This is a genomic window from Shewanella sp. SP1S2-4 (assembly GCF_031932075.1).
GTDB lineage: Bacteria > Pseudomonadota > Gammaproteobacteria > Enterobacterales > Shewanellaceae > Shewanella > Shewanella baltica.
In genome coordinates this window covers 90,809-108,350 of sequence record NZ_JAUOET010000007.1, presented here as the reverse complement: position 1 = coordinate 108,350, position 17,542 = coordinate 90,809, and the positions used below count along the sequence as shown (strand labels likewise).

General features: G+C 47.0%; 12 protein-coding genes. 10 read left to right on the top strand and 2 right to left on the bottom strand.

Annotated features, from left to right (window positions below):
- The 7 genes from Q4Q52_RS09405 (at position 1) to purF (ending at position 9,964) form a co-directional block, all read left to right on the top strand.
- A complete protein-coding gene (locus Q4Q52_RS09405) occupies positions 1-1,017 on the top strand; it encodes an aspartate-semialdehyde dehydrogenase (protein WP_106650935.1) in 1,017 nt (338 codons plus the stop codon).
- A 178-nt stretch (positions 1,018-1,195) separates the two neighbouring features.
- Positions 1,196-4,627, top strand: a complete 3,432-nt coding sequence (locus Q4Q52_RS09400) for a FimV/HubP family polar landmark protein (RefSeq protein WP_311990456.1) — start codon at positions 1,196-1,198, stop codon at positions 4,625-4,627.
- A gap of 102 nt (positions 4,628-4,729) precedes the next feature.
- Entirely contained in the window at positions 4,730-5,515 is a 786-nt protein-coding gene (gene truA / locus Q4Q52_RS09395) for a tRNA pseudouridine(38-40) synthase TruA (protein ID WP_012587332.1), read from the top strand.
- Positions 5,516-5,559: 44 nt separating this feature from the next.
- The gene (gene folC / locus Q4Q52_RS09390; RefSeq protein WP_311990455.1) at positions 5,560-6,831 is read left to right on the top strand and encodes a bifunctional tetrahydrofolate synthase/dihydrofolate synthase; all 1,272 of its coding nucleotides are present in this window, start codon (positions 5,560-5,562) and stop codon (positions 6,829-6,831) included.
- On the top strand, positions 6,824-7,576 hold the full coding sequence (dedD, locus tag Q4Q52_RS09385; protein WP_311990454.1) for a cell division protein DedD: 753 nt from the start codon (positions 6,824-6,826) through the stop codon (positions 7,574-7,576). The genes folC and dedD overlap by 8 nt, the downstream gene beginning before the upstream one ends.
- A gap of 115 nt (positions 7,577-7,691) precedes the next feature.
- The gene (locus tag Q4Q52_RS09380) at positions 7,692-8,180 is read left to right on the top strand and encodes a CvpA family protein (protein WP_006082220.1); all 489 of its coding nucleotides are present in this window, start codon (positions 7,692-7,694) and stop codon (positions 8,178-8,180) included.
- Positions 8,181-8,449: 269 nt separating this feature from the next.
- Entirely contained in the window at positions 8,450-9,964 is a 1,515-nt protein-coding gene (purF, locus tag Q4Q52_RS09375) for an amidophosphoribosyltransferase (RefSeq protein WP_006085457.1), read from the top strand.
- A 198-nt stretch (positions 9,965-10,162) separates the two neighbouring features.
- Here the strand turns inward: purF and Q4Q52_RS09370 are convergent, their stop codons facing one another.
- Entirely contained in the window at positions 10,163-10,450 is a 288-nt protein-coding gene (locus Q4Q52_RS09370; RefSeq protein ID WP_012089583.1) for a hypothetical protein, read from the bottom strand.
- A gap of 166 nt (positions 10,451-10,616) precedes the next feature.
- Here Q4Q52_RS09370 and Q4Q52_RS09365 point away from each other — a divergent pair, with 166 nt between their 5' ends.
- Positions 10,617-12,734: a DNA topoisomerase III gene (locus tag Q4Q52_RS09365; RefSeq protein WP_311990453.1), complete on the top strand. Its 2,118-nt coding sequence runs from the start codon at positions 10,617-10,619 to the stop codon at positions 12,732-12,734.
- 469 nt (positions 12,735-13,203) lie between these two features.
- Here the strand turns inward: Q4Q52_RS09365 and Q4Q52_RS09360 are convergent, their stop codons facing one another.
- Positions 13,204-14,493, bottom strand: coding sequence for an alpha/beta fold hydrolase (locus Q4Q52_RS09360; RefSeq protein ID WP_311990452.1), 1,290 nt, complete (start codon positions 14,491-14,493; stop codon positions 13,204-13,206).
- Between the two features lie 255 nt (positions 14,494-14,748).
- Here Q4Q52_RS09360 and Q4Q52_RS09355 point away from each other — a divergent pair, with 255 nt between their 5' ends.
- Positions 14,749-15,393 (top strand): MBL fold metallo-hydrolase, encoded by a 645-nt coding sequence (locus Q4Q52_RS09355; protein ID WP_311990451.1) that lies wholly within the window; start codon positions 14,749-14,751, stop codon positions 15,391-15,393.
- A 146-nt stretch (positions 15,394-15,539) separates the two neighbouring features.
- A complete protein-coding gene (locus Q4Q52_RS09350) occupies positions 15,540-17,279 on the top strand; it encodes a methyl-accepting chemotaxis protein (RefSeq protein WP_012089579.1) in 1,740 nt (579 codons plus the stop codon).
- The last annotated feature ends 263 nt before the right edge of the window (positions 17,280-17,542 follow it).

The window sequence follows — 17,542 nt, the reverse complement described above, 5'->3', positions numbered from 1 at the left end:
ATGTCACAGGAATTTAATGTTGTCGTTTTAGGTGCATCGGGCGCAGTGGGTCAAACAATGATAGAGATCCTCGAAGAGCGTAATTTCCCGGTTGCCAATTTGTACCCTTTAGCCAGTAGCCGTAGCGCCGGTGAAACGGTCAGCTTTCATGGCAAACAAATTACCATTCTCGACGTAGAAACCTTCGATTGGACCCAAGCTCAAATTGGTTTCTTCTCCGCAGGTGGTGATGTTTCCGCCAAATGGGCCCCGATTGCCGCTGAAGCAGGTTGTGTTGTGATTGATAACACCTCGCACTTTAGATACGACATCGATATTCCCTTGGTCGTACCCGAAGTGAATCCGCATGCTATTGCTGATTTCCGCAATCGCAATATCATTGCTAACCCAAATTGCTCAACGATTCAAATGCTGGTGGCGCTTAAGCCTATTTATGATGCCTATGGCATCAGCCGCATTAACGTGGCAACGTACCAGTCAGTTTCGGGTACAGGTAAAAAAGCCATTGAAGAGTTAGCGCATCAGTGCACTAAATTACTGCAAGGTTTACCTGCTGACGCTGAAGTTTATCCAAAGCAAATTGCTTTTAACGTATTGCCGCAAATCGATAAGTTTATGGATAACGGCTATACCAAAGAAGAAATGAAAATGGTCTGGGAAACCCAGAAAATTTTCGGTGACGATGAGATTTTAGTGAATGCGACCGCGGTACGTGTACCTGTGTTTTATGGTCACTCTGAAGCCATTAATATCGAAACCCGTCAGCCTGTCGATGCAGAAGACGTTAAAGCTTTACTGCGTAATGCCGAAGGAGTGGTATTGTTTGAGTCAGATGATGACTATCCAACGGCTGTAACCGATGGTGCTGGTACCGATCCGGTTTATGTTGGCCGCATTCGTAAGGATATCTCTCATTCTCATGGGATTAACCTGTGGGTGGTGTCAGACAATATTCGTAAGGGCGCAGCCTTGAACAGTGTGCAAATTGCCGAGATCTTAGTGAGAGATTATTACTAAGCACGAGATTGCATTTCATGCCCATTGAAAAAGCCTGCTGTCAGCAGGCTTTTTTTGTTTTACAATTGTGAACAGTAGCAGGGCAGGGATTTCTGGTTTATAGTAATCTCAATAAATACAATTGCCTAAAGCCTGTTATCAGCGAGATAACTTTATAGCGCTTCAAAGGGAAGGATTGATGAAATTTCGCACTTCGTATCTTGTGGGTCTAATGGCCACTGTTTTAGCTGTTTCTTCTACCGCTTATTTTATTGATCCCGCCGTTGCAGCAGATACGCCAAGATTAAAACCCTTAAAAATCATGGGTCCAGACGGACAGATCCGTCAAGTTAATCATCAATATGGCCCAACGACATCCAGAGACACTTTTTGGAGCATAGCGCAAAAAGTCCGTCCCGATGCCAGTGTCAGCGTCTATCAAGTGATGGCCGCGTTATACGATGCTAACCCTCATGCGTTTAACTCTGCCAGCTACAACAGTTTAGAACGTGGCATGATCCTGCTGATCCCGTCTAAAGAAGTCATGCTGTCGATTCCCAATAGTATGGCGATAGCAAGAGCAGAGCAAAGCGACAGACAATCCCGTGCGCCAGCGAAAGCGACGCAGAAACCTGCTGCTAAAGTGACCACGCAAGCCCCTGTTGCTGCTCCTGTTGTGATTGCTGAAACCAAAGTGATCACTGAAACCAAAGTGACGCCGCCCAAAGTGCCAGTGGTAGAAACGCCGGCGCCAGACAAGCCTAAGATGCTGAGCTCTGATGTAACGTCGCGCTTAGAAGCAGCTGAAAGTAAAAATCTGTCATTAACCGATGAATTAGCTCGCACCCAAGATCAACTCACTGTCCGCACTTCAGATGTTGAAGCGCTAAAAGTGAAAGTTGAAGAATTGAATCAACGCATTGCCGTGCTAGAGGAAACTCTGCAAGCCAGCAAATTGCAAAATCAAGCTTTGAAAGCCGAAGTTGAAGCTGCCCAAACACCAGAGATGGCAACGGGAACGGCTGAAGCTGAGACTCAGGCCCCTGCTGAGCCCGATGATTTATGGCGTAATATCCTCAACAGTCCAGTGTTAATGATTGCTGCCGCAGTGATCCCTGCCTTGTTCTTGTTACTGGCAGTGTTCTGGTTCCTACGCCGTAAGCGTAATAAAGAACGTCGGGAAATGCAGGCGCAAGAAGCGGTGATGGCCGCTGGTGCTGCTGGCGTTGCTGGTGCAGCCATAATGGACATGGATGATGACGATTTAGATGATATGGCGGTGCATTTAGATACCGACCATGCGGACTCTATCGATAGCCTGCTGGATATGGGCAGCGTCGATTTACAACCAGAGCAAGATTTAACTGATTCAAACGATCAGATGGATATGGCGTCTGAAATGTTTGTCGATCCTGGTCTCTCAGCTGAACCTGAGGTTGAAGACGAAGGGCAATCTATTGATGATCTGTGGGCAGAAGCCATGGGCGATCAGGAAGAGGATATTGTTGAGGAGAAACCTAAATCTGGCAATATTCTTGAGGAAGCCGATCTTGATGCACTCTTAGCGGGCCTAGGCTCTGATGACAGCACTTCTGAAGACAGCGCTGAGGCTGAAGAGGATTTAAGCGAATTAGAGCGAAACTTTGCGAGCGATTTAGCTGAAGAAGACGTTGAAGTAGAAGATACTAAACCTGCCGATGAAGCCATCGCGGATGACGATGATCTTGATGCATTACTTGCCGAGTTTAGTGTTCCTGCAGAAGATACTGAGATTGCACAAGCACCAGACGCTGTTGCGTCTGATGATGAAGATCTCAGTGCTGCCATCGCCGCAGAACTCAATAATGAGTTAGATGATGAACTGGGCAGCGAAGAGGTTGATGATATCGATGCGCTGTTAGCGGATTTTGATAAACCCGCAGAGCCCGAAGTCGAGCCTGATCTTGGCGCTGAAATTGCTGCCGAGTTAGACGCAGAGTTAGACGAACTGGGTGTAGAAGATAGCGACGACATTGATGCGCTGTTAGCGGATTTTGATAAACCCGCAGAGCCCGAAGTTGAGCCTGATCTTGGCGCTGAAATTGCCGCCGAGTTAGATGCTGAGCTGGATGAACTGGGTGTCGAAGACACTGACGACATCGATGCTTTGTTAGCTGACTTTGATAAACCCGCAGAGCCCGAAGTCGAGCCTGATATTGGCGCTGAAATTGCCGCCGAGTTAGATACAGAGCTTGATGAGCTTGGCGTCGAAGACTCTGACGATATCGATGCGCTGTTAGCTGATTTCGATAACCCAGCAGAACCCGAAGTTGAACCCGATCTTGGCGCTGAAATCGCCGCCGAGTTAGACGATGAATTGGATGAATTAGGCGTAGATGAATCCGATGATATCGATTCGTTGTTGGCGAGTTTTGATGCTGAGCCTGAAATCAAAGTTGATGCTGAAGACAATGCCGAAAACGATACCGAAGATGATGCGATCAGTGCAGAAATTGCCGCAGAGCTAGAAGCTTCGTTACCGGAAGATATAAAGGGCGAAGCGTCAGGCGATGAAGATTTAGATGCGCTCTTAGCTGAATTTGATGTACCAGAGCAACTCGATGCCGATGAAGATGAATTCGACTTCGATATGGAAACGGCGCAGCTTGACGCGGACGATAACGCCACAGACGAAGACAATTTACTCAAAGGTATTGGTGCGTCTCACTCGATTGATGGCACTGATGATACTTTCTCGTTAGTCGAAGAGTTGGGTGAAGATGATGATTCTGACGCCCTGACTACGGCAGCAGCCACTTTGGCAGCCGCTACCGCGGCAGCGAGTGTTAAGGAAAAAGAGTCTTCTTTCTTTAATGATTTAAAAGCCAATAAGAGCAAAGATCCCCACGTGCTTGATTGGGACTCAGAGCTTGATTTTGCGCCTAAGGCCAAACCTGCTGCGACGCCAGCTGATGCCGCCGCTGAAACGGATGTCGAGCCTAATGCCGATGCTTCGCTAGCTGATACGCCGGCTCCGGATGATGCGACTCAAGAGAAGCCGATTAAGGCGACGCGTAACGATCTTGATTTTAGTGAAGATTTTAAACTCGATACCCAAGAGGATGCTGACGATTCTGAGCAAGGCCTCGATTTAAGCGACGACAATGTACTCGCTGCTTTCACGGCCAATACCGATTTTGATGACGATGAAGATGTACTGACGTCGGAAGACAGTTTCTCACTCGTCGATGATCTCACTGTCGATGAAGCGTTAGCTGCACTCGATGCTCAAGAGTCGCGTAAAGCACAGAAGAAGTTTGTTCCTGAGCATGATTTAACGAATTTCCAAAATGAAAACGGCTTTATCGACATCGATAAGTTGTTGAATGATGCCGATGAAGACGGCACTGATACCGATTTGTATTCGGAAGTCGACGTGGAAATGAGTGATGTCGGAGCCTTAATCGGCGATGCCGCTATGATTGATGTCGATGATGAAGAAAACTCAGTCAACGCTAAGCTGGATTTAGCCCGCGCTTATATCGAAATTGACGACAGCGACAGCGCCAAAGCCCTGCTCAAAGAAGTGCAAATTGATGGTAATGAGCGCCAGCAAGATGAAGCCGGACGTTTACTCAAAGAGATGAGTTAATCCCGATTGAGAGAGTTTCAACCTAACGGCGCCTTCAGCGCCGTTTTTTTTATGGGCTGCTGTGATAAAATGCGCCGCTAAATCAATTGTGAGGAAAAGTGGATGCGGATTGCATTAGGTATTGAATATGACGGCAATGGTTATTTTGGCTGGCAACGTCAGGCCGAAGTCGATTCAGTACAAGCGCAATTAGAACGGGCGTTATCGATAGTGGCCAACGAGCCTATCGGCGTCTTCTGCGCTGGCCGTACCGATGCGGGCGTGCATGCCACGGGACAAGTGGTTCATTTTGAAACCCATGCCATTCGTAATGAAGGCGCATGGACCTTAGGGGTGAATGCCAATTTGCCCGATAATATTGCGGTGCGTTGGGTTAAAGAAGTCGACGACAGTTTTCACGCGCGCTTTTCGGCCACCGCCAGACGCTACCGTTATGTGATTTATAATCACAGTTTTCGCCCTGGAATTTTACGCCATGGTGTCAGCCATTATCACGGTGATATCGATGCAGACAGAATGCACCAAGCGGCGCAGGCACTCTTAGGCGAGCAAGATTTTACCAGCTTTCGCGCAGTCCAGTGCCAGTCAAAAACGCCGTTTCGTAATGTACATTGCGTCAATGTTACGCGCCAAGGCATGTATGTGATTGTTGATATCGCCGCCAACGCCTTTTTACACCACATGGTGCGCAATATCGTCGGTTCATTATTAGAAATCGGTTTAGGCAATCAGCCGCTGACGTGGATGGGTGATTTGCTCGCGTTAAAAGACAGAAACCAAGCCGCAGCAACGGCTAAACCCCATGGGCTTTATTTAGTTGATGTGACTTATCCAGAACAATATCAATTGCCTAAGCTCGCCCTTGGGCCATTATTCATGTTGGATTGAAAAGATCTTATTTGAGAGATTATCGAATACGAGGATGTACGGACATGCTAACAGCGCCAGCGTCAAATGCAGCATTGGAACAGTGGTTGGATTATTTGTTATCCATACATCCAACCGAAATCGATATGGGATTAACCCGTGTTTCTAAGGTCGCGCAAACCCTTGGCCTATTAGATTTAGGCCAAAGCAAGATAGTCACAGTCGCTGGCACAAATGGTAAAGGTACAACTTGCGCCATGCTGGAAAATATTCTGCGATTATCGGGTTTGACTGTGGGCGTATACAGCTCGCCGCACATGCTGAAATACAACGAGCGAGTGCGTATTAATGGCAGCGACGCCAGTGATAGCGCCTTTGTCGCCGCCTTTGAACAAATTGAAGCGGCGCGCGCCGAGATTTCCCTGACCTTTTTTGAATACGCCACGCTTGCGGGCCTGATACTGTTTAAAGCCGCCAAGCTGGATGTAGTCATCTTAGAAGTCGGTTTAGGTGGACGGTTAGATGCCACCAATATTATCGATGCCGATATCAGCGTGGTGACGTCGGTCGATTTAGATCATGAAAGTTATCTGGGGAATACCCGTGAACTCGTTGGCCGTGAAAAGGCGGGTATTTTCCGTCACGGTAAAGCTGCGATTGTTGGCGAGCCCAACTTGCCGCATACCGTCAATGATGTTGCTAATGAGGTTGGCGCCATCTTGTATCGCGTCGGCAACGAATTCAGTTATCAAGTCCATGGTAGTTTATGGGACTTTCAAGGCCAAGTGCTCAAACTGCACGATTTAGCGTTACCGACCTTGCCGCTACCTAATGCGGCCACGGTATTGGCCGTAATTGAACAGGGTTGGCCGAATATCGCGCCCGCTATTATTGCCCAGGGTATTAGCACTGCTCGGTTAACCGGTCGATTAGAGCGGGTGAGTGAGCAGCCGTTAGTGCTACTCGATGTGGCGCATAATCCCCATGCGGCGCGTTTTTTGGTGCAGCAATTAGCGCCAATGGTTGTAGGTAAGCGGGTGTTTGCCCTTTGTGGCATGTTGAAGGATAAAGATATTGCGGGCGTGTTGCCTGTGATCCATCCTCTGGTCGACACTTGGTATTTAGTGAGCCTTCATGGTGAGCGTGGCGCGAGTTCTGCCATGCTGCGCAAAACCTTAGCACCTGAGGCCAGCGTATTTGAGTTTGAGGGCATAGCTGAGGCATGGTCGGCATTAAAAGCGCAAATTAACCCAGATGATGTGGTAATTGTGTTTGGCTCCTTTTACACTGTGGCAGGTTTTAAGTCTCAATTTATGCAGGAAGTCCGTTTTGTCTAGCCAGTTTCATAATCGTTTAGTCGGCACTGTGGTGCTGGTTGCGCTTGGAGTGATTTTTTTGCCGGATATTTTGGATGGCAAAAAAGATCGCCAAGAAGAGCAGTTTTCTGAAATTCCTTTGCGTCCGACTGTGATTGAGCAGCAAAAAGCCGACGATGATATGTTTGAAGTCTTGTCGGCCGAAGATGCTGCTGCGCTGAGTGGGGCTGATGTCGCCTTAGCTGAGACAGGCAATAATGCACACAGTGACAAGTCAGCTGCCATCGCTAAGCAAGACGTTAAGGCGGACGTTAAATCCGAGGTCAAGAAGCCAGAGGTTAAGCAAGCAGAAGTTAAAAAGCCGGAAGCGAAACCAGAACCTAAAAAAGAGCCACCTAAGGCGACGGTAAAAACGGAGCCCGCTAAAAAAGCTGAGACTAAAGCGCCAACCGTCGCTAAGACTGAAAAGCCCAAAGCAGAAACGCCTAAAGCCAGTGCTGCCAGCCGTGACAGCTTAAAAAGTGGCTTTACCTTGCAGCTTGGCAGTTTTAACAATGCAACCAATGTTAAAGCCTTGATTGCACAGCTACGTAAGAGCGGTTTTAAAGCGTACACTATCCCTGAAAATCCTAAAGATGGCGTATTAACCAAAGTGTTTGTCGGGCCAGATGTGTCTGAGGCAAAGCTGAAGAAAATACAAGTTGAGGTGGAAAACCTCACGCGTCTTAAGGGCTGGATTGTTCCTTTTAATCCCTTAGAATCTTAATGGTGATATAAGATCAGCGACTGAAAATGATTTATTTACCTCTCTAGGGGTGAGAATCGTTTCAGTCTCTGGTAGAATCGCGCCGTCTTAAAGCCCATGTCGGAAAGCCATCTCAATGGTTTGGATTGATTACGCTATCATATTCGTCATCGGATTATCGACTCTCATCAGTCTAATCCGCGGATTCGCCAAAGAAGCCATGTCCTTAGTGGTATGGTTCGCGGCTTTCTTTGTTGCCAGCCAATTTTACCAAGATCTTGCCGTTCACTTAACTCAAATGAACGATGAGATGCTGCGTAATGGCGTTTCTATTGCCATCCTCTTTATTACCACTTTGGTACTCGGCGCCTTAGTTAACTATATTCTCGGACAACTTGTTGTCAAAACCGGATTATCTGGCACTGATAGGCTCTTGGGCCTGTGTTTCGGTGCTATTCGAGGCGCGCTAATTGTAAGCGCCTTGCTGTTTTTTATGGATGCTTTCACAGGTTCACCCAACACCCAATGGTGGAAGGACTCTGTGCTAGTGCCCGAATTTGGCGTTGTCATTCAATGGTTTTTTGACTATTTGGAAAACACCTCCAGCTTTGTACCCAAACTATAAGAAAGAAAATTAATTAATCCTAAGTGATGGAAAGTAGCAATCGCTTAGGTATGTACGTCACTCCTGTTCAAGGGTTTATGCCTAAAAACAGGGTAACTTTGAGCGCAATAGCAAGTTTAGGCGTGCGATTGCGATTAGCAGGTTAGTGACGGGATACCTTGGCGACCGATAGGTAGCACTTAAGCCGAAAGGCTAGAGGTTTACTTTATCATTTGCTTATATTTCAACATGAAAGGGCATAGAACATCTTACAATGAGGAAGCTTACCCATGTGTGGTATCGTCGGAATAGTTGGCCAATCATCGGTTAATCAGACCATTTATGATGCACTGACAGTGTTGCAGCACAGAGGTCAGGATGCGGCAGGTATTGTGACCATTGATCGTGGTGCTTTCAGACTGCGTAAAGCCAATGGTCTGGTCAAAGACGTTTTTGAAGTCAAACACATGCAACGCCTACAAGGTAATGCAGGTATTGGGCATGTGCGTTATCCAACTGCGGGCAGTTCAAGCGCATCTGAAGCGCAGCCTTTCTATGTTAACTCGCCATTTGGGATCTCTTTAGCCCACAACGGCAACTTAACCAATACAGTCGAATTAGCCGAAGGGCTGATCAAAAAACGTCGCCATGTGAACACCACTTCGGATTCTGAAGTGTTGCTGAACCTGTTGGCCGACGAACTGCAAAAAACCACTAGCTTGACCCTGACGTCGGAAGAAGTGTTCGATGCGGTCGCTAACGTACACCAACAAGCTCGTGGTGCCTACGCGGTTGTTGCCATGATCATTGGTCAAGGCCTAGTCGCGTTCCGTGACCCATTTGGTATTCGTCCTCTGGTGTTAGGTAAGCACGAAACGCCAACGGGTACTGAATATATGGTCGCTTCTGAAAGCGTGGCACTCGATGCCGTCGGTTTTGAAGTGATGCGTGATGTGGCGCCAGGTGAAGCGATTTACGTGTCAATTGATGGTCAGCTGTATACCCGTCAATGTGCAGCAGAACCTAGCTACGCCCCTTGTATCTTCGAATTCGTTTATTTTGCCCGTCCAGATTCGACGATCGATAAAGTGTCTGTTTATGCCAGTCGCGTAAACATGGGCGCTAAGCTTGGCGAGAAGATTAAGAAAGAATGGTACGATCACGATATCGATGTGGTGATCCCTATTCCTGAAACCTCTTGCGATATCGCGCTGGAAATTGCTCGTTGCATGGACTTACCATACCGCCAAGGTTTTGTGAAAAATCGTTATATTGGCCGTACTTTTATCATGCCGGGTCAACAGGAACGTAAGAAGTCAGTGCGTCGTAAATTGAATGCGATTAACACTGAATTCAAAGGCAAAAATGTCTTGCTGGTGGACGACTCTATCGTTCGCGGTACGACGTCAGAGCAAATCATCGAAATGGCCCGTGAAGCGGGAGCCAAGAAAGTGTACTTTGCCTCTGCAGCGCCGGAAATTCGTTTCCCGAACGTGTACGGTATCGATATGCCAACGTCAAACGAGTTGATCGCCCATGGCCGTGATGCCGATGAAATCGCCAAGTTAATTGGTGCTGATGGCATTATTTTCCAAGACTTACCTGATTTAATCGAAGCAGTAAGAATGGAAAATCCAGCGATTAAGCGTTTCGAAACCTCTGTTTTCGATGGTCATTACATCACTAACGATGTAGATCAAGCGTATTTAGATCACTTGACGCAACTGCGTAATGACGATGCTAAAGCGGATCGCAATAAAGATATCGGTACTAACTTAGAACTGCATAACGTCTGTCACCCATAAGGTGAAACGTTAGGCGGATAAAAAGCCAGTGATGCCAGTGATAATGTCACTGGCTTTTTTTTATGGATTTTTATGAATTGGTAACCGCCACTTGGGAAAGGTGCCGCGATTGGGGGAGGGGAAACTTCTATGAGTGTTTGCTGTTCTCGACATCCGCATGCGAGGCTGCTGATCTTTTCTGCCATAGGTTTGCCGTGTTTATCCCCAGATCCACAGCAGCATCCACACCCCGAATAAGCTGCTTAAGCTATGGCGGGTGACTTGGTGTTTTAGCAGTAGCGATAAACTCACCGCAATGGGCATTACTAGCATGAATCCCCAAGCTAAAGGCATGTTGATGATTTTCATTTGTCCCAGCCAAGTGCTGGTGAGCATGCTTATCGCGAGTAACATCAGGCTATGAAATAGCAGTAACTGATTGAATCTTAATATCAATGCTGGACTGATTGTCATCGCCTGCCGCGCATTTATTGCAAACTGTCTCATAGCCACTCCTCTAAAATTTAGTGCATTCTAGTAGTTGTTGAGAACTATTCGCAATTGAATTTACACTTTAGCTTTGGTATTTAAGCTCGGTTTGTCACAGAAATTTGCACTCAACGGGCGTTTGGGCTAAATTATACTGTAATTATATCCAGTGCTTGGTGTTTGTATGATCCTCTATATCGCTGAAAAACCTAGCCTAGGGCGGGCCATTGCCGATGTATTGCCTAAACCCCATAAAAAAGGCGATGGATTTATCGAAGCCGCCAATGGCGATTGCGTGTCTTGGTGCGTAGGTCACTTGCTCGAACAAGCAGAACCTGATGCCTATAATCCCGAATTTAAGTCGTGGAAATTCGAGCACTTGCCAATAGTGCCGGACAAGTGGCAACTAAAACCTAAGGCCGCAACTCGCAGCCAACTCACAGTGCTGAAACGATTAGTCAAACAAGCTAACACGCTGGTTAATGCAGGCGATCCCGATCGTGAAGGGCAATTACTCGTGGATGAAGTGATTGCCTATCTTGGCGTGAGGGGTGACAAGTTACATCAAACTCAGCGTTTACTGATCAGCGACTTAAACCCACAAGCCGTAAAACGGGCGCTAACGCAGCTACGCAGTAATCGCGAGTTTATTCCTTTGTCCACATCGGCTTTAGCCCGTAGTCGTGCCGATTGGCTCTACGGCATGAATATGACCCGCGCGTACACTATCCAAGGTAAAAAGGTTGGTTATCAAGGCGTATTGTCCGTCGGGCGAGTGCAAACGCCTTTACTCGGGCTAGTGGTGCGCCGTGATGAAGAGATTGCCAATTTTCAATCTAAACCTTTCTATGAAGTGCTAGCGCATTTGGCGACCGAAAAGCAGGAAACCTTCAGCGCTAAGTGGCAACCCAGCGAAGCTTGTCAGCCGTATATGGACGAAGAAGGGCGAGTACTAGCCAGAGGGTTAGCGCAAAATGTGGTGAGTCGCATCAGTGATAAACCTGCCTTAGTGACTCAATTAGTGGCTAAGGACAAGAAACAGAATCCGCCTTTGCCCTACAGCTTATCCGCGTTGCAAATTGATGCGGCAAAACGGTTTGGCATGAGTGCTAAGGATGTGCTCGATACCTGCCAGAGTTTGTATGAACGCCATAAACTCATTACTTATCCCCGCTCCGACAGCCGTTATTTGCCCGTCGAGCAACATAGCCTAGCGCCGTCGGTTCTTAAGGCGATTAGCGGTGGTGCCGCTGAGTTACTGCAAGGCGCCGATGCCCCCGATCCACGGCTTAAATCCAAGGCATGGGATGATAAAAAAGTGGATGCCCACCACGCCATTGTTCCTACCGAGAAGACAGCTAACTTATCCAGCTTGAGTCAGCGTGAGAGGCAGTTATATCTTCATGTTGCCCGCCAGTACTTAGCCCAGTTTTATCCGGCCTATTGTTACAGTGAAACCACAGTACAAGTGACAATTGAGGGCGGCTTATTTAATACCAAGGCGCGTCAGGATAAATCTCTTGGCTGGAAGCAGCTCTTTGCCCGCCAAGAGCCAAATGGCAGTAAGGCGAGTGGCAACAAGTCGACGGAGGAAAATGCGGGTAAGGATGATGAGGAGAATGACGAGTTTATCGGCCAATTACCGCCTCTGAAACTAGGGCAGGCTTTGCATTGTACTCGAGGCGAGTTACTTGAGAAAAATACTCAGCCGCCAAAGGCCTTTACCGATGCCACTTTACTTGGTGCTATGACGGGGATTAGCCGTTACGTAACCGACCCTGAGATCCGTAAAATTCTTAAAGAAACCGATGGCTTAGGTACTGAAGCCACCCGTGCAGGCATTATTGAACTACTGTTTAAACGCGGTTTTTTACAACGCTTAGGTAAATCTATCGTTTCGACGGATGTGGGTAAGGGATTAATTAACAGCCTGCCTGCGAGTGCAACAACGCCAGACATGACTGCCCTTTGGGAAGCAAGCTTGAACGGTATTTGTCATAAAGAAACCTCCTATCAAGCCTTTATGCAACCGTTGCTCGGCACTTTATCCACGCTTATTCAAAACGCAGGAGCGCAACTGCCCACCGCGCTTAATGGTTTAAAAGGCCAAGGTTATCGTAAAACGGCTGGGAATAAATCCGGTTATCGCAAGTCGCCTTACCGTAAAGCCTCTAGCTCTGCAAAACGCACTGGCACGGCAAGTACCGCTAAAACAAGTACAACGACAAGTAGCAGTGCGAAAAAGTCGATTGCGAGTTCAGGGACTCGGAGTCGAACACGCAAAGTGGCGGCTGAGGTTTGATAGGCACGAGTGTCATTGGTTTTAGGGGCATTTCCGGCCATTAATACCAATCGTATTAAATATCTGTTCATTCAGCGGGAGTTTAACGCGCTTTAGACAAGGCGAACGCTGAAGGCATAGTGGTGCTCTGTCGAAAGCTTTGAACGCAGTATAAAGCGCGTTGAAACCCGCCCTTCGGGAGCCACACAGGCATCCCACTCCGGTGTTGCATTGACTTAAAAGGGAATAACCATTTCTGCGTCAATGCGCCTTGGATTGAGATGCCTGTGAGGCTCTGAACTGATTAGATATTTAATGTGATTGGTATAACAATGGCGCGAAATAGCCCTAAATTTTGGCAAAAAAAAGAGTAAACCAAAACGGTTTACTCATACGGAAATAGGTCGTTGAAACTTGCCAAAATCACTCAATAGATGAGGAGCAGGTTTATAATGTCAGCGTTAACTTAATTAGCCCTTAAAATTAACCTTTATCTTAAGGTATCGCCTCGGTTTAAGCTGATGAGCTTATCCAGTATGTGCTCACCATCCATGCGAATGCCGTTGTGTTCATATTCTGACGTTAGCCAATACTTTAGCCTGCCGACCTGTTGCGCGGTTTCTAGGCTGTATTGCATCTCGACAAACATATCTTCACTGTAAATGGCTGCGGCAACGGGGACGCGGTTTTGCGCCAGTTGTTCAAGACTATACAGTGCAGGCCAGTCTGATTTATGGGCTAGGATTTCTGCCGCGGCTTTAAGCGGTACTAAGTGACTGAATTGGTCAAACATCCAAGGGTAAATCATCTCGCCAGTGAATAAAAACGGCTTACCTTGCTGATAGTTAAAGGCGGGGAATTGTTGTCTCACTCTGTGCGCCGCCCACTGTGAAGCTGAGTGCTGGCAGTAGATCGCCTCATGCAGCAGGGCAAATATCGGGTTAGTGTTGTAGTCGAGCATTTGACCGAAATGATTTAAAAATAACGGGTTCACGACTGTCCCAGAAGCCGTGTTGATTAAGGCTTGCTCAAGTAAATAGTAAACCGATTCAGGCCCTTGCTCCATTCCTATATTAATACCCAGCAGCTGCAACATTTCAACCGTGAGGCGTTCTCCCGTTGCTAAATACACTTCATTTTCAAGCAAATGTTTTGCTAAGCGAGTGACTAAATGTTGGGCATCGTGGAAGCGTTGGAAAAATTGTTTATTCTTCGCCAGCACGCGTTGATAAGTTGCAAGGTAGACGTCATCAGCGCTGGGGGTTAATGACGGTATGCCACCTGTAATATAGGCTTCGCTGACACCTTGAGGGGCGGCGCTTAAATAATGTAATACGCAAAATCCCCCGAAACTTTGGCCAAGAATCGCCCATTTATCGGCGGGGCAAAGTTGGGCGCGAATCGTCTCTGCATCACGAATGATATTGTCAGCCCTGAAATGGCTCAGATACTCAGCTTGAGCTGCGGGCTCTAAGTGTTGCAGGCTTTGATAATTAATTGGTGTTGATAAGCCTGTGCCGCGTTGATCGAGTAATAACACCCGATATTCTTTTAATGCGCGGCGGATCCAGCCGCTGTTGCTGGCGGGGCGCATGGCCGCAAATCCGGGGCCGCCTTGGAAAAACACGATATAAGGTAGCTTTTTATCTTTGTTTTCTGGGCTACAGAGTTCTCTGGCAAACACTTGGATTTGCTCTGCAATCGGATTTTGATAGTTGAGGGGCAAGGTAAAAGTATGTTTCTTCGCCAGCACTCCGGCGAGAATAATATCGGGTTTCATCAAACAACCTTAATGGCAGAGGATCATGTTATTGTGATTGGCAGATTGTATACCCAAATAACCTGAAGATGCAGCAACCTAGGCTAGTTGAAACTCGTATCTTCAACTACCTTGGGTATAGACCAAATAGTTTATGCAGCAGGCTAGGATTATTTGATTAGCTTTTGGTGAAGATCAATTTTTCCATTTTAAATTTGAGCCATGATGAGTTTCTTAGCGTAATCTATCGCTTATGGATAACACGAGATTGAAGCTATGAAGTATCAGATTATTCCAGTGACACCCTTTCAGCAAAATTGCAGCCTGATCTGGTGTGAGAAAACCAAGCGAGCTGCGGTCGTGGATCCTGGTGGCAATATTGACAGGATCCAAAACGAAGTGACAAAACTTGGACTCGTCCTTGACCAAATTATCCTTACCCATGGGCATATCGATCATGTCGGTGGGGCAAAAGCCTTAGCGCAAGCCGCCAATGTGCCGATTATTGGCCCGCATATCGCCGATAAATTCTGGATTGAAAACTTACCTAAGCAAAGCCAAAACTTCGGTTTTCCCCATTGCGATGCCTTTGAACCGGATCAATATCTGCAGGACGGCGATAACGTGCAAGTGGGTGAACAAAGTTTGTCTGTGCTGCATTGCCCTGGGCATACGCCGGGACACATTGCCCTTTTCTCTGCCCAATCTAAATTGGCGTGGGTGGGGGATATTTTGTTTAGAAGTTCAATCGGGCGCACCGACTTTCCTCAATCAAATCATCAGGATTTAATTCACTCGATCACCGAAAAACTGTGGCCCTTAGGTGTCGACGTCGAATTTATTCCGGGGCATGGTCCTATATCGACCTTTGGTGAAGAGCGCGAGCATAATCCCTTTGTCGCGGACCAACTTTTACTCTAAGTGTCACGTCATTAAGAACTGTTTGATTTGTGAGCGATAATCACTCGCAAATCAAATGATTATTTCCATTGATTGTCCCACTTTTACCGATGTTTTCTGATTTTCCTTCTAGACTTAAAGCAGTTCTTCCGTCTATTGGGGTAAGTATGAAAACAAAAACGATGATGAGTGTGGTATTTTCGACCATAGTCGCGAGTGCCGTGATTTCTGCGGCACTGAGCTTCAATGTGAAGTCTAAAATCGATCTCTTTAATGATGCCGCCAGCATCCGGTATCAGTCCTATCAACTTGCCGATGAATTAAGGCAAGGTTCCGATGACTTAACACGTCTCGCCCGTACCTACGCCGTCACAGGCGATGAAAAATACGAAAAAATGTATATGGATATTTTGGCTATCCGTAATGGTGAGAAACCCAGACCCGAAAAATATCATCAGATTTATTGGGATTTGGTGCTGAGTTATGGCGATAAGCCAAAGCCAGACGGCGCGAGAATTGCTATAAAAGAGCAAATGAAGTCCCTTGGTTTTTCCGATGAAGAATTCCGTTACCTCGAACAAGCCCAAAAAAACTCAGATGCGTTAGTCGCCCTCGAAGTGAAAGCCATGAATGCCGTCAAAGGTATCTTTATGGACCCCAACACCCAAACCTACACGATAAAAGGCGAGCCGAACTTAACCATGGCGAGGGAGTTATTACATAGCGACCAATACCATAGAGAAAAAGCCAAGATAATGCAGCCGATTGATGAGTTCTTTACGGCGTTGGATAAACGTACCGATGGTGAAGTTAATGGTCGACTCGACTCCTTACATGCGGCATTAAACTGGTCACAGTTCGTATTGTTCATTGTGATTCTAGCGGCCGTTGGTGGATTCATTATCGTTAAGAGCCGGATTGTGACTCCCTTAGTGCAGACCTGTAGTGAGTTGCTCGACATTCAGCGATCTAAAAATCTTGCGCGGCGGATCTCCGTTACTACTCAGGGAGAGATTGGCGAAATCGTTAATCAAATCAACTTGTTTATCTCTTCCCTTGCCAGTTCCTTATCGACAACGGATGGTATTGCAAAAGAGGTCGCTGATTTAGCGAAGCAAACCAAGGCATCAATCCAAGTTTCGCGTGAAAGCTCAAATCGGGTGGCGAGAGAACTGGATGCCAGCGCCAGTGCGATGGAAGAAATGACCACGACGTTAGTGCATGTGAGTGAGAGCACGTCGAACGCTGAAAGTCGCGCCGCTGAAAATGAAGCGCATGTCACTGTGGGTAAACAGACGGTATCGGAAGCGTTGAAAGCCATGTCGGTATTAGAAACTGAGTTTACCAATACTCAAGATTCTATGTCGCATTTAGTGAACGAAAGTACCCAAGTCAGTAATGTGTTGAGTGTGATTAAGGCGATTGCAGAGCAGACGAATTTGCTGGCATTGAATGCCGCGATTGAAGCCGCAAGGGCCGGTGAGCAAGGGCGAGGTTTCGCTGTTGTGGCCGATGAGGTTCGATCACTAGCCCAGCGCACCCAAGATTCCACTAAGGAAATCGATGATATTGTCGCAAGCCTTCAAAGTCGTACAAATCAAGTGGGTACATCTGTGACTCAAGCCGCGACGCTTATGCAAAAGGCGGGGGTAGAGCTGCAACGTATCGTGGCTGTATTTGAGGATATTCGTCACAGTACGGAAGCGATTCATGGGATCAATACTCAGGTTGCCGCTTCAACTGAGGAACAGTCCTTGGTTTCTAAAGAAATCGCTTCGAGTATGATGGTGATCCGCGATAATTCCCGTGAAGTATCACAGATTATCGAGCAGATAGAATCGACCTCTATTAGCCTAGACAATCAATCCCAGATACTGCGCACTAAGGCGGGGGAATATCAGTTTTAGATGAGATGTGGTTGATTTACGAGCACACGCCACTCAAGACACGGATGTCAATCCTTCCCCCTTTGAATCCTCCCCTGAACATATTTTCTGCTTCGACACTTTTTGACATCTATTACTCCTTTCAATACGCACAGGCCTTTGCTAACTTGGTTGTCCATGTGTTTAATGCCGAGCGTTTGGCGAAGCTGTTTTTATCGACAACTGAAACTCGCATCAAACCTTGATAACAAAATAGACGTCGAGAACTGCGATATTTATCAGCG

What these genes read in the sequence shown, in the direction of transcription:
- Q4Q52_RS09380 (WP_006082220.1), top strand. Translation starts at nt 7,692, where the DNA reads ATGGTTTGGATTGATTACGCTATCATATTCGTCATCGGATTATCGACT.
- purF (WP_006085457.1), top strand. Translation starts at nt 8,450, where the DNA reads ATGTGTGGTATCGTCGGAATAGTTGGCCAATCATCGGTTAATCAGACC.
- Q4Q52_RS09365 (WP_311990453.1), top strand. Translation starts at nt 10,617, where the DNA reads ATGATCCTCTATATCGCTGAAAAACCTAGCCTAGGGCGGGCCATTGCC.
- Q4Q52_RS09370 (WP_012089583.1), bottom strand. Translation starts at nt 10,450, where the DNA reads ATGAGACAGTTTGCAATAAATGCGCGGCAGGCGATGACAATCAGTCCA.
- Q4Q52_RS09350 (WP_012089579.1), top strand. Translation starts at nt 15,540, where the DNA reads ATGAAAACAAAAACGATGATGAGTGTGGTATTTTCGACCATAGTCGCG.
- Q4Q52_RS09400 (WP_311990456.1), top strand. Translation starts at nt 1,196, where the DNA reads ATGAAATTTCGCACTTCGTATCTTGTGGGTCTAATGGCCACTGTTTTA.
- truA (WP_012587332.1), top strand. Translation starts at nt 4,730, where the DNA reads ATGCGGATTGCATTAGGTATTGAATATGACGGCAATGGTTATTTTGGC.
- Q4Q52_RS09355 (WP_311990451.1), top strand. Translation starts at nt 14,749, where the DNA reads ATGAAGTATCAGATTATTCCAGTGACACCCTTTCAGCAAAATTGCAGC.
- Q4Q52_RS09405 (WP_106650935.1), top strand. Translation starts at nt 1, where the DNA reads ATGTCACAGGAATTTAATGTTGTCGTTTTAGGTGCATCGGGCGCAGTG.
- folC (WP_311990455.1), top strand. Translation starts at nt 5,560, where the DNA reads ATGCTAACAGCGCCAGCGTCAAATGCAGCATTGGAACAGTGGTTGGAT.
- Q4Q52_RS09360 (WP_311990452.1), bottom strand. Translation starts at nt 14,493, where the DNA reads ATGAAACCCGATATTATTCTCGCCGGAGTGCTGGCGAAGAAACATACT.